This is a genomic window from Flavisericum labens, assembly GCF_045446075.1.
Lineage (GTDB): Bacteria > Bacteroidota > Bacteroidia > Flavobacteriales > Flavobacteriaceae > Flavisericum > Flavisericum labens.
This window is the reverse complement of the sequence record NZ_JBJJBQ010000003.1, coordinates 308,850-324,452: the sequence shown is the minus strand read 5'-3', so window position 1 is coordinate 324,452 and position 15,603 is coordinate 308,850. Positions and strand designations below refer to the sequence as shown.

Genomic DNA, 15,603 nt, shown 5'->3' with positions numbered 1-15,603 from the left:
ATCTGAAAGCAGGGGTTGTCAAGTAAATATGTGATTATTATTTGCTTATTTGGAACCCGATGGATTTTAAATCGTCCCAAAAGGTTGGATATGACTTTGAAACCACCATGGCATCTTCAATAACCAAGGATGTTTTTAGGGCTAATGGCGCAAAAGCCATGGCCATTCGATGATCATTATATGTGGCTATAGGCACCATTTCTTTTATCTGGTTTGAAGCTGAAAGGTGTAAAGATTTATCGGTGATATTCACCTCACCTCCCAATTTTTCAATTTCAGTTTTTAAAGCCACCAACCTGTCTGTTTCTTTAATTTTTAAAGTGTGAAGTCCTGTTAAATTGCAAGGCATGCCTAACGCAAAGCACGTTACGGCAATGGTCTGTGCAATATCTGGTGCGTTTACTAAATCTAAGTTTAATGGTTTAAAATTGGTAGCATCCTTTTTTAAAGTCATACTATTTCCGTTAAAGACAGTTGAGACACCAAAATGCTTATAGATTTCCACCAATGAAGAATCACCTTGTAACGAATCTTCTTTATACGATGAGAGTGTAATTTCTGTCCCTACATCGCAAAGGGCAACAATACTGAAATAGTAGGATGCCGATGACCAATCGGACTCTACAGTTAAGGTTTTTGGTTGTTGGTTTTTAGTTGATGGTTTTACGGTAATTATGTTACCTAAAAATGAGGATTCTACACCAATTTCATCCAATAACGCCAAGGTCATTTTTATGTAAGGCACCGAAGTAATTTCACCTTCTAAGGTTAATTCTATTCCATTTTCTAATTTGGAAGCTATAAGTAATAATGCAGAAATATACTGGCTACTTACGTTAGCTTTTAAAGATACTTTATTTTTAGTAAGCTTTTTTCCCTGTAATTTTATAGGTGGAAAACCTTCGTTTTCCTCATATCTGATATCTGCTCCCAATTCCTTTAATGCTTCAACCAATATTTTAATGGGGCGTTCTTTCATCCGTTTTGAACCCGTTAAAATGGTTTCCCTGCCTTCTTGAATGGAAAAATAAGCAGTTAAAAATCGCATAGCTGTTCCCGCGTGGTGGATATCCACAATTTTTTCACCCGAAGCCAGTGCATTCGTCATTAAGTTACTATCGTCTGAATTGGAAACATTTTCGAGTTTAAACTCTGGATAAAGTGCTTGCAATAGTAACAATCGGTTAGACTCGCTTTTTGAGCCCGTTATGGTTATTTGAGATTTTTGATTCGCTAATTGCGATTTGTGGAGCGTAAAATTCATTTTAAAAAATTAACATGATTGATGCCCAGTTATACTTGACAAACAAAAAAAGCGCTTCTTTAAAAGAAGCGCCCAAAGATACTTATAATTTATTTTAATTTTTCATTATTATGGTGCCTATCATGGTCTCGTTTTGCCTTTTTGTCCATTCGTTTATCAAAAGCAGCCTGCAAGTCTACCCCTGTTTGGTTGGCTAAACACAGTACTACAAAAAGCACATCAGCCAATTCTTCACCTAAATCTTTATCCTTATCACTTTCTTTTTCGCTTTGTTCGCCATAACGACGTGCAATTATTCTTGCTACCTCACCTACTTCTTCGGTAAGTTGTGCCATGTTTGTTAGTTCATTAAAATAACGTACACCGTGTTCGCTTATCCAATCGTCAACTATTTTTTGGGCGTTTTTTATATCCATTATGCTTTGGTTAAAACTATTTGCTCTGATTCTTTTTCTATGAGTTTGCTAAAATACGCTTTTAAAGCATCATAGTAAATAGGCGATATAATGGCTTGATTAATTTCCTCCTCGACAATAATTTGGATTTGAGCGTCTTTAGCCTGCAAATTATACTTAAACGCCCCTAAATTATCGGGCAGCATCATAGCTGCTGGTTCAGGTACAGACTCCACTTTATACCCTTCGGGTAAATTAACAATTACCATATATTTTTTACTTATTGGATAACTAAAATCCACGGGGAACTCTCGTTTTTCTAGTTTAAACGGGTTTTCCTTAGATCTCAGAAAAAACAAAGGCGAAAAGTATATTTTATCATTTATTATATCTGCCTGACTTTCGAGAGAAAACTTATAAGACTCCATAACTGGCTTCGATAAATCTTTGTCATTTTTCACTTCAAAACCGTATATTTCAATACCTCCATATCTGTTTTCTAATTTTTCTAAAAACTGATCAGGGTCGGTTTCAAAATACTTTGTCCGATAGGACATAGCAAAATGGCTATTTCTTATAGACCTAATATTTCCTTCTAAAACACCACTATCACTCAAACTTACCATCATAGTTACCGCATTTTTCGATTTTTGTTTTGGATATAGGTTAATAGTTGAAGAACTTTTGTTCTTTCTTACAATACGTCCTTCCCAATTCAAAACTCGGACTGGCAATATATTTGGTACGCCGTAAGGATTGGTTGCGTCCAATAATAAAATTCCTTGTGGTGATTCAATGGCTGTTATCACATAATTATAGCCATCAATCGTTGGAAACAAGGGCACGCCGTTGTGCCTTGTGCTAACTAGTACAGGGTTTGCGTTTAATCCAACATAACGAAGCATAGCTGTTAGCATTAAGTTTATGTCGGCTATATTACCCGTTTTTGCCTGAAATGCTTTCTTAACACCTTCGTCTGTGAATTTACCATAATAACCATTCCATGACATATGCGATTTTACAAAATTGTAAACCAAAGCCGCTTTTTCCATTGGGCTAGATGCACCGGCTGTTAAAGCATCTATTTCACCTTCAAAATACCCACTTCTATCTAACTCTTTCCCAAAATTATCACTTTTGTAAATAGTTTTAACCACATCTTCCCAAGTAGTAGCATAATACTTTAGAGGTGATTGCGGAAAGTTGGTATACGACAACTCATATTCAATGGTAGAACGATAATTATTAATATTGTTCACATACGGTTCGTCTTTTAATGCGGGTACATCAGAAAGATCATACGTTGTAGTGTTTAATATAAAATCAAATTCAGAATTATTAATACTGGAAGAGGCTGAACCGCCACTTAAACTTGAAGACGCCCTTGTTACAGTTCTAAACCTAACAACTCCCCGCTTTTTACCATAAACAGGTTTAACGGGAAAATAGCCTTTTGAATTAATTTTGAAATTGAAATACTCTGGTGATTCAAATTTGGCATGTAAATTTTTAATCGGAATATCATGCTGAAACACATAATCATCAACATACCAATAAAAAGGTGATATAATAGAATATTTATATTCAATAACACAACCTTCTTTTATATTCGGCATAGTTAACTTAACTTGATTTCTGAATTTTGACAACTCGGTTTTAAATATACTTTGCTTATCTAACTTGGTATCTTCAATTTTATTCCCAACTAGATTATAAGTAGAACCTTTTATTCCCGATATGTTTTCTTCTTCGTTATTGCTCACATGTAAATTAATTTGTTTGGTGGCATAATCAAAGCCTTCGTTGTTATATATTTTCACACGCTCATGTACATCGGTTTGCATATACCAACCTTCTCCCTGCCTGTATTTGATATACGTTAGTCTCTCTTTATGCAAAAAAGCGGCAGCTGAAGAAGAATCCAATGGATAAAACTTTTCCTGAAGCTCTTCTTTTGAAATTTTTCCGAATTTGTAATTTTGCGAAAACGCCGATATGCTGAAACATAGCATAAAGAATAAGGTGGTGGTCTTCATATTTAGTTTGTTTGGTTTTATAGTTCATTCTTTATTAAGGCTGCTTTGGCATTATCCATTTTTGCAACCTCTTTATAAAATTCTCTAAATGCTTTATAGTCCTCTTTGGGATATTCACCATCGTTAACTATAAATGTCCGATTGTAAACCAGTTTAGTTTCATCTTTTTTGGTGAATGAAACCTTGTAACTTCCAAATTTATTTTCTATTTCAATATTTTTCGGCAGGCCTTCAACAGAATAACCCGAGGGCAGGGTTATTTCTACTTCGTCATTATCAATAAAACCCCTTCTTATTTTTAAAGGATATTTTCTATTCCGATATCGATCTGGAATGTGAGTACTTCTATTGAATGCATTAACGGTCAGCAACATTCTACTACCTGCTTTTTTGGTATAATTTGGAGCTTTAAAAGTTACAGTTTCCTTAAACGAAATTGTGGATTTATCGTTATCAATGGTCATATCATTAATAACAATACTATTTATGTATTTCCACCTTTTTTTATAGTGCATATCCAAATCGCGCTCTGTTTCGGTTTCTAGCCAATACTTATCGTCGTACTGAATACCTCTTGATATTAATTGGACTTCTGCTTCTAAACCGCCATCGTTATTTATTTTGTAGCTTCCTTTTATATCTTGTAAATTCTCTTCGGTTTTATATTTTTTGGTATGCTCGATTTTACCTCCTTCTGGAGTAATTATAAGGGCATCCCTGTCATCTGTAAAATCTCCAATAAAACCAAAAGGAAGTTTTTGGCTAGTACATTCAAGCCATACAGTTTTACCATTAAAAGGAATAGATAAAATAACGTGGTTACCTTGCATCGCTGCAAAATCATTTTCTACACTTCTCTGTGATTTACCTGCATAAATAACACTGTAATTAGACTCCACTCCAACAGCCTTTAATAATGACATGGTATAATTGGTCAAACCTTTACAGTCTCCATAACCCAGCGCATCCACTTCAGAAGCCTTAAACGGCTTCCACCCACCAATCCCTACCTGCACGCTGATATACCGTACTTTATCCTGAACATACTGATAAATTCTTTTTGCCTTATCCAAATCATTGGTTTCATTCTTGACCAAATCCTTTACTTTTTTTATAGTGCTTTCTGGCAAATCATGGGTTTCTTTTATAATGTCGTGGTACATCCATTTACCAAAAGTATTCCAATCTTTAACTTCCGCCGCAACGCCCTCCAATGTGAATTGTTCAGCCGCAAACAAAACCCTCGGGGCTATATCATTAACTGACGGGCTGTACTCCTCAGGCTTAAAAGAATTCAAATTTTTTATTTGATAAATGAGTTCTCTGGACATCTCCTCTTTGTTAACATCATAGCCTTCAAGGTTTTTTTCCTTTTTTCTAACGTTAATATTTTCTGGAAAAATTATATCATAGCTGCTATTTTCTACACTAACAAAGTAATCTGAAACCGGAGTAAAGGGTGGAATAAAAGCAGTATTGTTGGTTTGGGTTTCGCAAATAAATTCAATCGTGTAAGGATAATCTGTAGGTGTGTATTCCAGAAATTTCACCCTAGAATCAGTATATAATGTACCGCCATCAACCGCACTAACATCTTTAAAATCTTTCTTTCTGATTTTTTTTATGTTAGCACCAAACTTGTTATAAACCTTTACCTCTAATCCTTTTATTTTCACATTATCATCATAATACACATAGGCATCAACACTTTTGTTTCCAGCCTTATTTAAAACGGTGATAATGCGTTTTCTGCGAATAAGCATTTCATTTGATGATTCTAGATTTATAAACAAATCGTCTAGCCTAATCACGGCATTAGCCTCTTGTGAAAGCGGTGTAGGAATCGTTAAACTTGTATATAAATTTTCTTGTGTAAAACCTTGAAGAGCAATAAAAAAAAATAAAACCTTGGGCAGATACAATAATCTCATAATTACAATTTAGCTAAAAGTAAAAAAGCACTTTCTGATAAAAGATGAGTTTTGTCATGCTTCACCGTTTTTCCATCCTTTTCAACTTTAGAAATAAAAATCTTACAGCTAATATAAGAAAACATGGAAAAATAATATATTTAATTTCGCTAAAAAGTACTTTTATTCCCCAAGCAGAAAAAAAACGATCTACCCCAATTGGTGAAACTTTAATATCACGGAAAGGAAAAAAATAACGACTATTATCAATTGGAATAAAGAAGCCAACTCCTCTCCCCCCAGAAGTCATGGCATCAAAAATACCGTGTGATAAGGTGCCCACGAAAACCACTAAAAACCATAACATTTTGCGGTTTTTACCAAAAGCAAACATTAAAATTACTGCCCATATAAATGCAAAAATAACCGAATGTGTAAATCCTCGATGACCGAAAGGGTGCTCGTACGGTATACCGAATTTAAAGGCTAGCACATCAAAATCTGGCAGATTAGTCGAAAAGATGGCAGCCAAAAGGAGCCATTTTGAATTTTTGGAATCCAACAATTTAGCCAAAGTGTAACCAACAGCACTATGACCAAAAACCGATGGCATTATTCTTTATTTTTTGAATCGATGATAATAGTTACCGGGCCATCATTAATCAGCTCTACTTTCATATTAGCACCAAACTCACCCGTTTGGACTTTTTTACCCAAATCGGTTTGGAATTGGTTCACAAAACTCTTGTACAACGGAATGGCTACATCCGGCTTGGCTGCTTTTATATAACTTGGTCGGTTTCCTTTTTTGGTTGCCGCATGAAGGGTAAACTGACTTACAACAATGGCATCTCCATCTATGTCCATAATAGAACGGTTCATCACGCCGTTTTCATCGCCAAAAATACGCAGATTTGCCAATTTGTTTGAAAGCCATTTAATATCCTTATGATTATCTTCATTAACAATACCGAGCAACACTAAAAAACCTGTATTTATAGAAGCCACTTTTTCACCTTCAATGGTTACACTTCCCCTCGTAACTCGCTGTATTAATACTTTCATAGCCTATTCTTTATCCCAGATATCAGTTCTATAATTTTCTTCCTCGCCTTCAATAATCTGCAAATAACTACGGTATCTTGAGTACTCAATTTCACCTTCATCCAATGCTTTTTTTATGGCACATTTGGGCTCGTTTAGGTGTAAGCAGTTATTAAACTTACAATCTTGTTTTAAAGCGAAAAACTCAGGAAAATAATCCCCTACTTCTTCTTTGTCCATATCAACAACACCAAAGCCTTTTATTCCGGGCGTATCGATAATTCTTGCACCGAAACTTAAATCGAACATTTCGGCAAATGTCGTGGTATGCTGACCTTGCATGTGCAAGGTTGAAATTTCCTTGGTTTTTATATTTAAACCAGGTTCAATGGCGTTGACCAAAGTAGATTTACCTACACCCGAATGCCCAGCAAATAAACTCACTTTATTTTCCATTAAAGCCTTTACCTTTTCGATATTTTTTCCTGTTTTGGCCGATACCCCAATACATTCGTAACCTATCTTTCTGTAAACATGCGCCAAATATCTTACATCGTCTAACGTTTCTTGGTCGTACGTATCTATTTTATTAAAAAGCAGAACGGTCTTGACCGAATAAGCCTCGGCGGTTACTAAAAACCGATCAATAAAACTCGTTAAAGTTGGCGGATTGTTAATGGTAATCATCAAAAAGACCTGATCGATGTTGGCCGCAATAATATGAGTTTGCTTCGATAAGTTTACCGATTTTCGAACGATATAATTCTTTCGATCATGAATATTATAAATAATGCCCGATTCTTGGTTGTTATCGGTTTCTAGTTCAAAATCTACAACATCGCCAACAGCAATTGGGTTGGTACTTTTAATACCTTTTATTCTAAATTTACCTTTTATACGACACTGATACGTATGCCCTAATTCGGTTTTAACCGTGTACCAACTACCCGTAGATTTATAAACACTTCCCGTCATTAAAAACAATTATACTACAAATTAACGACTTTTCAATTTAAGAAAAAGACTATATTAGTGCCTAAAATCTAAAAAAAAACAAACAACAACATGAAAAAACTTATAATCGTATTAAGTATTTCTTTATTTGCCTTTATTGAAACCAGCGCACAAGTAGAGTATAAAGTGGTAACCAGTGTAGAATCGATTGTTCCAAACGGACTGGGCCGCTCCAGAATAATAAGTGCCAATGAAGACAAAGATTACAAAGAGTTTACTACAACTCAAACTGAAGATGATAATACAAGAAACAAGTCGAAACGGGACGAAATAAGAGTTAAAGAATTTGATGAAACCAAACTGTTAAACTTTTTTAACTTAGGAGGTATCCGGTTTCAAAATATAGCTGCCAATGATGCCATTATTACGTCAAAAATAAATACTATGATAGAAGAAGGCTGGGAATTGGCTTTTGTAACCAGTGCCGTTGAAAGTGCCGGGAAAGGGGATAACCAAGGTATTTTTATTACCCGTTATATTTTTAAAAGAAACAAATAGTTTATTTTATAAAGACAAAAAAGCCTCGCAATGCGAGGCTTTTTTTAATTGTATTAACCATTAATAACCTTTTCCTGATGATTAATCGATTCCTGGTGAATAGCCTTAAACATTCTTAAAATGAACTCTTCACTCAATCCGTGCTCTTCTCCTTCTAGAACCATTTTTCCTAAAATCTCGTTCCAACGCTTAGATTGTAAAACAGCTACGTTTTTATTCTTTTTCAATTCACCGATACCATCAGCTGCTTTCATTCGTTTTCCTAACAAATCAATAATTTGATTGTCAACCACATCAATCTGTGCTCTCAAATTATCCAGCGCTTTGTTGTAAGCTGCTTCAGAATCGGTTTCCTTTCTAATTTTTAAATCTTTCATAATTTGAACCAAACTTGATGGCGTTACCTGCTGTGCAGCATCACTCCATGCGTTATCTGGATCATAATGCGTTTCAATCATCAATCCGTCATAATTCAAATCTAAAGCCGTTTGCGACACGTCAAAAATCATATCTCGTTTTCCTGTAATATGCGATGGATCACTAATTAAAGGAATATCGGGGAATTTATTTTGAAACTCGATAGCCAATTGCCACTCAGGGTTATTTCTGTATTTTGTTTTTTCGTAAGTTGAAAATCCTCTGTGGATAGCCCCTATATTTTTAACACCAGAAGAATAAATTCTTTCAATACCTCCTAACCACAACGACAGATCTGGGTTTACTGGGTTTTTAATTAACACGGGCTTATCAGTTCCATCTAGTGCATCTGCAATTTCTTGCATAATGAACGGGCTTACTGTTGATCGCGCACCAATCCATAATAAATCAACATCATACTCTAAAGCTAATTTCACATGAGCAGCATTAGCTACTTCTGTACAAACTTTCATACCAGTTTCAGCTTTAACTTTTTGCAACCATTTTAATCCTAAAGCACCAACACCTTCAAAATTACCAGGACGTGTTCTTGGTTTCCAAATACCTGCTCTAAAATAGTTTACATCAGTATCCTTAAGCTCGTGAGCTATTTTTAATACTTGCTCTTCTGTTTCGGCGCTACATGGTCCTGCAATTACTAACGGATGATCTAAGTTTAAATCATCTAACCATGTTCTCATTTCTTTTTTGTTTTCCATAATTTTACTCTTAACTAATTCCTTTTAAAATATCTTTTATGTGATTGGTGTTTTTCATTTCATTGAAAATGCCTTCAAAGTCATCTTGGTTCATCATTTCTTTAAAATGTGATAGATTTGAGATGTATTCTTCGAGCGTTTCAATAACATTTCTTTTGTTTTGTCTAAAAATAGGGGTCCACATTTCGGGTGAACTTTTGGCTAAACGCACCGTTGAAGCAAATCCACTGCCTGCCATGTCAAAAATATCACGTTCGTTCTTTTCTTTTTCAATAACCGTTTTACCCAACATAAACGAACTAATGTGTGATAGATGCGACATATAGGCAATATGCTTATCGTGTGCTTCAGGGTTCATATAACGAATGCGCATGCCGATATCTGCAAATAATTTCAAAGCCTTTTCCTGTAATTTGAAAGTTGTTTTTTCTACTTCGCAAACAATATTGGTTTTACCCACAAACAACCCTTCCACTGCCGCACTTGGCCCTGAATGTTCTGTACCTGCAATGGGATGCATAGCCAAAAAATTTCTTCGCTTCGGATGGTTCTCAACAGCCTTACAAATATCTACTTTAGTTGAACCTGCGTCTACAACCAATGCTGTATCTGGTATTTTATCTAAAATTGAAGGTAATAGTTTTACTGTTGCATCAACTGGAATGGATACTATAACCAAATCGGCATGTTCAATATCATCCAAAGAGGCTTTTTTGTCAATTAAATTAAGTGACAAAGCTTGGTCAAGCGTCGTTTGTTTTCTACTCACACCATGAATAACCACATTGGGGTCATTCTTTTTGATGTCGATAGCCAAACTACCTCCAATTAATCCAACTCCTATGGCGTATATATTTTTCATTCTTATTTTACTCTTTCAATAGCTTCTTGTAATACTTCGGTTGATGCACATAACGAAAACCTAATGTAGCCCTCACCCTTGCTTCCAAAAATGGTTCCTGGCGTGATAAAAATATGGTTTTCCTTGAGGACCAAATCGATAAACTCTTCAGACTTTAAATAGGAAGGCAACTTAGCCCAAACAAAAAGTCCGGATGCATTTTGATCATAAGTACAATTTAAGGCCTCAGCCAATTTCCAAACCAACTGCCGACGCTCGTGGTATACATTGTTCAATGTTGCAAACCACATATTTGAGCATTTCAAGGCTTCAATAGCTCCTTTTTGTATGCCGTAAAACATACCAGAATCCATATTGCTCTTTACCTTTAAAATATTGTTGATATGGGTGCTATCTCCAACAACCATACCTACTCGCCAACCTGCCATGTTAAAGGTTTTACTTAACGAATTAAGTTCTAAACAAACTTCCTTGGCTCCTTCTACACTCAAAATACTTTTGGGTGAATCATTTAAAATGAAACTGTATGGATTGTCGTTTACAATTAAAATATTGTTGCGCTTGCCAAATGCTACCAAATCTTCAAACAACGATTCGGTTGGATTGGCACCTGTTGGCATATGTGGATAATTGACCCACATAAGCTTTACTTTACTTAAATCTTGCTTTTCCAGTGCATCAAAATCGGGCAACCAATCGTTGGCTTCGTCCAATTCGTAAAGCACGCCTTTTGCCTCGACCAATTTAGTTACCGATTGGTATGTTGGGTAACCCGGATTGGGGATAAGAACTTCATCGCCTTTATTTAAATAGGCCATTGAAATATGCATGATTCCCTCCTTACTTCCCATTAAAGGCAAAATTTCTGTTGAAGGACTCAGGTTCACCGAAAAATGCGACTTATAAAACTTAGCCATAGCTTCTCTTAACTCCGGAAGCCCTTGGTAACTCTGGTATTTATGCGCCCCTGGGTTACTAAAGCTAGCCAAAATTGCATCCAAAACCTTTTTAGGCGGTTGTAAATCTGGGCTACCAATACCTAAATTAATAACGGGTTTTCCATTTGCTATCAGCAAGTTTACCTCCCGTAATTTTTTCGAGAAATAGTATTCTTCAACTGTTTGCAACCTATTAGCTACCTCTATCATAACTTGGCGTTTTTATATTCTCCTAAAACTTTAAAGCCATCGGCCATAATATTGATTAACGATTTGGCCTTTTTAAAATCTTCATAACTTTCAAACGTAACATCTACAAAAAAAGCATATTTCCATGGTGTTTCCACTATAGGCAACGACTGTATTTTGGTTAAATTCAACTTACAATCACTCATAACGTTTAAAATAGTTGCTAAACTACCTCGTTTGTGATTGGCCTCAAACTTAACCGAAGCTTTATTGATTTCATCTTCAGGAACTTCAGAATTCACACGTTTAACTATAACAAAACGGGTTTCGTTATGTTTAATAGTTTGTATACTATGTGCCAAAATGTCTAGCTCAAAAATCTCGGAAGCCGCAATGCTGGCAATGGCTCCGACACCTTTCAGCTCTTTTTCGCGAATGCGCTCTGCCACCTCGGCTGTATCTTTATCTTCAACCAATTTTATATGTGGGTATCCCTTAAAAAACTCTTTACATTGCAACAAAGCCATGGGGTGCGAATACACTTCTTTTATGTCGTCAATGTTTTGGCCGGGCCAAACCATTAAATTGTGCTGAATATCTAAATAATGCTCACCAACAATATGTAAGTGATATTTGTCAATAAGGGCATAATTTGGAATTATTGAACCGGCAATAGAGTTTTCAAGAGCCATAATAGCAGCATCGCATTCTTCTGTAATCAATGCATCAACCACCCTATCGAAAGTTAAACAGTCGATACAGTCTACAGGTTTTTCAAAAAATTGCTGCGACACAATATGATGAAAAGACCCTTTGATTCCTTGTATGGCCACCGTTTTTATCACCTTATTATTTTATTTGCTTTGCGATTCAATATTAAATGTTTTTCAACCAATTCTTGACAAAAAAAAGTCCCGATTTTCATCGAGACTCATATTCTAATTTATGTTTATAAATTATACATACAACGCCTCGTTTCTTCCGCTAAAAAAGAAATAGTTGTTAAAATATGTATAATAAGCTGTCTTTATCATAATTACGGCGCTAAAGTAAATATTATTTTAAGAAATAAAAACAGATTAAAATCTTTTTTGCTATTTTTTTAAAAGTTTTAAAGATTTTTAGGCAAATACAACTTTGCGTTGGATAATCACTATTTTTGAAGAAACAATTTTAAATATGTCTATAGAAGTAGAAAGTGTTTCTAAATTATATGGAAAGCAAAAGGCCTTGAACAACATATCTTTTAGAGTGGACAGCCCAGAAGTTGTCGGGTTTTTAGGTCCGAATGGTGCTGGAAAATCGACTATGATGAAAATTTTAACGACCTACCTTAATGCTGATAGTGGAAAAACCCGAGTAAATGGTCATAGCGTAAAAGACCGTGCTAAGCAAGTTCAGCAAAGCGTTGGTTATTTACCAGAGCATAACCCTTTGTATTTAGATTTGTACATAAGAGAATATTTGGCTTTTAATGCCAGCATTCATGCTGTTGGAAAAAATCGGATTGACGAAGTCATCAAGCTTACCGGATTAACCCCGGAAGCCCATAAAAAAATTGGTCAACTTTCAAAAGGGTATCGCCAACGTGTTGGTTTGGCCAATGCATTACTGCATGACCCAGAGGTTTTAATTTTAGATGAACCTACAACAGGTTTAGACCCCAATCAGCTTATCGACATAAGAAATTTGATAAAAACCGTTGGAAAAACAAAGACGGTGTTTCTGTCTACCCACATTATGCAGGAAGTTGAGGCCATGTGCGACCGCGTTATAATTATCAACAATGGTGAAATTGTGGCCGACAAAAAACTAAAAGATTTACGCGACGAAAAAGAACAAGTGGTTATTGTTGAGTTTGACTATCGCGTAGAAGAAGCCTTTTTGTTAAGCCTACCAAAAGTTAAAAGCGTTGCTAACACCTATGGTTTTGTTTACGAAATTACATTTAAAACCTCAGAAGATATGCGTTCTCATGTTTTCGATTTTGCACACGACAACAAATTGAAAATACTTCAGCTCAATCAAAAAAATGCTAGCTTGGAGTCACTTTTTAAGGATTTAACATCCAATTAACCAAAATATATTTCAAGAATGACAATTGTCATCTTTGGTAACTCATTTACATCTTAATTTTGTCAACGTTAAATTAAAAACAATTCAAGTCAAGTCCTTTTTCGATTTTGTTTAATCGATTAAGCAAATAAAAAAAACAAATTAATATGAGTAAAGGAATTTATGTAGCTACGTTAGAACCTAACAGCGGGAAGTCTGTTGTGGTATTGGGTTTAATGCGGATGCTTTTAGGAAAAACGGCAAAAGTAGGTTATTTTAGACCCATTATTGAGGATCCCGAAGAAGGTGAAATGGACAACCATATTAAAACGGTCATCTCTCATTTTGAAATTGACCTTAATTATAAAAAAACTTATGCATACACTAGAAATGAAGTATTGGACCTTTACAACCAAGGTAAATCTGGTGATGTTATTGACCATATAATTAAGAAGTACAAATACCTTGAAGAACGTTTTGATATCGTTTTAGTTGAAGGAACTGATTTTTCGCACGAAAACTCTAGTATAGAGCTTGACTTGAATATATTGATTTCAAAAAATTTAAGTCTACCCGTAATAATAGTCATGCAAGGTGACAAAAAGGATTTAAAAGAACTTGTAGAAAGCGCCCAATTATCCCACGACACTTTTAAACAAAGTGTTGATGTACTTTCTATAATGACCAATAAAGTTAATGAAGAAAATATACCTAAGTTAAAATCACTACTACAAGACCGTATAGGTAATGGTACAGACATTACCGTAATTCCCAAAATCCACAGTTTGGCAAACCCTACGGTTAAAGAAGTTTTAAAATTGTTAGAAGGCCAGGTTCTTTTCGGAAAAGATATGCTAAACAACCCCGTGGAAAATTTTGGGGTAGGAACCATGCAACTAAGAAATTACCTAACGCACTTAAAAGAAGGTTCCTTGGTCATTACTGCAGGAGACAGGGCAGATATTATTTTAGGTGCCCTACAAGCTAATATCTCTAAAAACTATCCTAAAATTTCCGGTATAGTTTTAACGGGAGGGCTTATTCCTGAAACACCAATCTTACGGCTAATAGAAGGACTTTCAAGTGTTGTGCCAATTATTAGCGTTAATGCGGGTACTTATAATGCTACCAATAGTATAGGCAAAATAAAATCAAAAATTTATGCTGAAAACATTGAAAAAATAACAACTTCAATTGCAACTTTTGAAAAGCATGTTGACACCGAGAAATTAGCGAATGATTTAATCACATTTAAATCAGAAATATTCACCCCAAGAATGTTTCAATATAATTTGCTACAACGTGCCCTTAAAAATAAAAAACATATTGTTTTACCTGAAGGCTATGACGAACGTGTATTAAGAGCAGCGGCAAGGTTAATTGATGCGCACGTTGTTGACTTAACTTTAATTGGTGAAGAAGACAAAATCAGGGAGCGTATAGAAAAACATGACATTCCATTGAATTTAGAAGAAGTTAACGTTGTGTCTCCAACAAAATCGCCGCACTTTGAAGACTACGTAAGCACTTTTTACGAATTACGGAAACACAAGAATGTGAATATGGATATGGCGAGAGATGCTATGTCTGACGTTTCATATTTTGGTACGATGATGATTTATAAAGGCCATGCTGATGGGATGGTTTCAGGTGCCGTAAACACAACCCAGCATACGTTGCGCCCAGCGCTGCAATTCATCAAAACTAAACCTGGAGTTAATATTGTGTCGTCTGTATTCTTTATGTGTTTAGAAGATCGTGTATCTATATTTGGTGATTGTGCAATCAATCCCAACCCCAATGCCGAACAGTTGGCAGAGATAGCTATTTCGTCGGCACAAACAGCGTTAAACTTTGGTGTTGAGCCGAAAGTGGCTATGTTGTCATATTCATCGGGGTCATCAGGAAAAGGTGAGCACGTGGATAAAGTAAGAGAAGCTACAGAAATTGCTAAAGCAAAAGCTCCAGAACTAAAAATTGAAGGCCCGATTCAATATGACGCGGCTGTTGATATGCGTATTGGCAAAAGTAAATTACCAGACTCTGAAGTAGCTGGACAAGCCAGTGTTCTTATATTCCCAGACCTAAACACAGGAAACAATACCTATAAAGCCGTTCAACGTGAAACTGGGGCATTAGCTATTGGACCAATGCTTCAAGGACTAAACAAACCAGTAAACGACCTAAGCCGTGGCTGTACTGCAGACGACATTTACAGCACCGTAATTATAACCGCTATTCAAGCTCAAGACCTTTAAAATA

The 15,603-nt window shown here is 35.5% G+C and carries 14 protein-coding genes; 3 read left to right on the top strand and 11 right to left on the bottom strand.

What is annotated here, in order from left to right; translation table 11 throughout:
• Positions 1–37: 37 nt before the first annotated feature.
• The 7 genes from ACIEHO_RS07965 to rsgA all read right to left on the bottom strand — a co-directional run bounded on the left by ACIEHO_RS07965 (position 38) and on the right by rsgA (position 7,624).
• A complete protein-coding gene (locus ACIEHO_RS07965) occupies positions 38–1,264 on the bottom strand; it encodes a 3-phosphoshikimate 1-carboxyvinyltransferase (RefSeq protein WP_406970424.1) in 1,227 nt (408 codons plus the stop codon).
• A gap of 89 nt (positions 1,265–1,353) precedes the next feature.
• Positions 1,354–1,680, bottom strand: coding sequence for a nucleotide pyrophosphohydrolase (locus ACIEHO_RS07960; protein ID WP_406970422.1), 327 nt, complete (start codon positions 1,678–1,680; stop codon positions 1,354–1,356).
• Positions 1,680–3,695: a transglutaminase domain-containing protein gene (locus ACIEHO_RS07955; protein ID WP_406970420.1), complete on the bottom strand. Its 2,016-nt coding sequence runs from the start codon at positions 3,693–3,695 to the stop codon at positions 1,680–1,682. The genes ACIEHO_RS07960 and ACIEHO_RS07955 overlap by 1 nt, the downstream gene beginning before the upstream one ends.
• A gap of 17 nt (positions 3,696–3,712) precedes the next feature.
• A complete protein-coding gene (locus tag ACIEHO_RS07950; protein ID WP_406970418.1) occupies positions 3,713–5,626 on the bottom strand; it encodes a DUF3857 domain-containing protein in 1,914 nt (637 codons plus the stop codon).
• A 61-nt stretch (positions 5,627–5,687) separates the two neighbouring features.
• The gene (locus ACIEHO_RS07945; RefSeq protein ID WP_406970416.1) at positions 5,688–6,218 is read right to left on the bottom strand and encodes a metal-dependent hydrolase; all 531 of its coding nucleotides are present in this window, start codon (positions 6,216–6,218) and stop codon (positions 5,688–5,690) included.
• Positions 6,218–6,670: a D-aminoacyl-tRNA deacylase gene (dtd, locus tag ACIEHO_RS07940; RefSeq protein ID WP_406970414.1), complete on the bottom strand. Its 453-nt coding sequence runs from the start codon at positions 6,668–6,670 to the stop codon at positions 6,218–6,220. The genes ACIEHO_RS07945 and dtd overlap by 1 nt, the downstream gene beginning before the upstream one ends.
• A 3-nt stretch (positions 6,671–6,673) precedes the next feature.
• Positions 6,674–7,624, bottom strand: a complete 951-nt coding sequence (rsgA, locus tag ACIEHO_RS07935) for a ribosome small subunit-dependent GTPase A (protein ID WP_406970412.1) — start codon at positions 7,622–7,624, stop codon at positions 6,674–6,676.
• Positions 7,625–7,714: 90 nt separating this feature from the next.
• Between rsgA and ACIEHO_RS07930 the strand changes: the two genes are divergently transcribed.
• Entirely contained in the window at positions 7,715–8,161 is a 447-nt protein-coding gene (locus ACIEHO_RS07930) for a hypothetical protein (RefSeq protein ID WP_406970410.1), read from the top strand.
• A gap of 53 nt (positions 8,162–8,214) precedes the next feature.
• On the opposite strand, the gene ACIEHO_RS07925 is transcribed toward ACIEHO_RS07930, so the two are convergent.
• Genes ACIEHO_RS07925 through ACIEHO_RS07910 form a run of 4 tightly spaced genes read right to left on the bottom strand, consistent with a single transcriptional unit; the run spans position 8,215 to position 12,131 of the window.
• Positions 8,215–9,297, bottom strand: coding sequence for a chorismate mutase (locus ACIEHO_RS07925; RefSeq protein ID WP_406970408.1), 1,083 nt, complete (start codon positions 9,295–9,297; stop codon positions 8,215–8,217).
• A gap of 10 nt (positions 9,298–9,307) precedes the next feature.
• Positions 9,308–10,159, bottom strand: a complete 852-nt coding sequence (locus ACIEHO_RS07920) for a prephenate dehydrogenase (protein ID WP_406970406.1) — start codon at positions 10,157–10,159, stop codon at positions 9,308–9,310.
• A 2-nt stretch (positions 10,160–10,161) separates the two neighbouring features.
• Positions 10,162–11,307: a pyridoxal phosphate-dependent aminotransferase gene (locus ACIEHO_RS07915; protein WP_406970404.1), complete on the bottom strand. Its 1,146-nt coding sequence runs from the start codon at positions 11,305–11,307 to the stop codon at positions 10,162–10,164.
• Entirely contained in the window at positions 11,304–12,131 is an 828-nt protein-coding gene (locus ACIEHO_RS07910) for a prephenate dehydratase (protein ID WP_406970402.1), read from the bottom strand. The genes ACIEHO_RS07915 and ACIEHO_RS07910 overlap by 4 nt, the downstream gene beginning before the upstream one ends.
• Positions 12,132–12,465: 334 nt before the next feature.
• Here ACIEHO_RS07910 and gldA point away from each other — a divergent pair, with 334 nt between their 5' ends.
• Positions 12,466–13,362, top strand: a complete 897-nt coding sequence (gldA, locus tag ACIEHO_RS07905; RefSeq protein WP_406970400.1) for a gliding motility-associated ABC transporter ATP-binding subunit GldA — start codon at positions 12,466–12,468, stop codon at positions 13,360–13,362.
• Between the two features lie 146 nt (positions 13,363–13,508).
• The gene (pta, locus tag ACIEHO_RS07900; RefSeq protein WP_406970398.1) at positions 13,509–15,599 is read left to right on the top strand and encodes a phosphate acetyltransferase; all 2,091 of its coding nucleotides are present in this window, start codon (positions 13,509–13,511) and stop codon (positions 15,597–15,599) included.
• Positions 15,600–15,603: the final 4 nt, after the last annotated feature.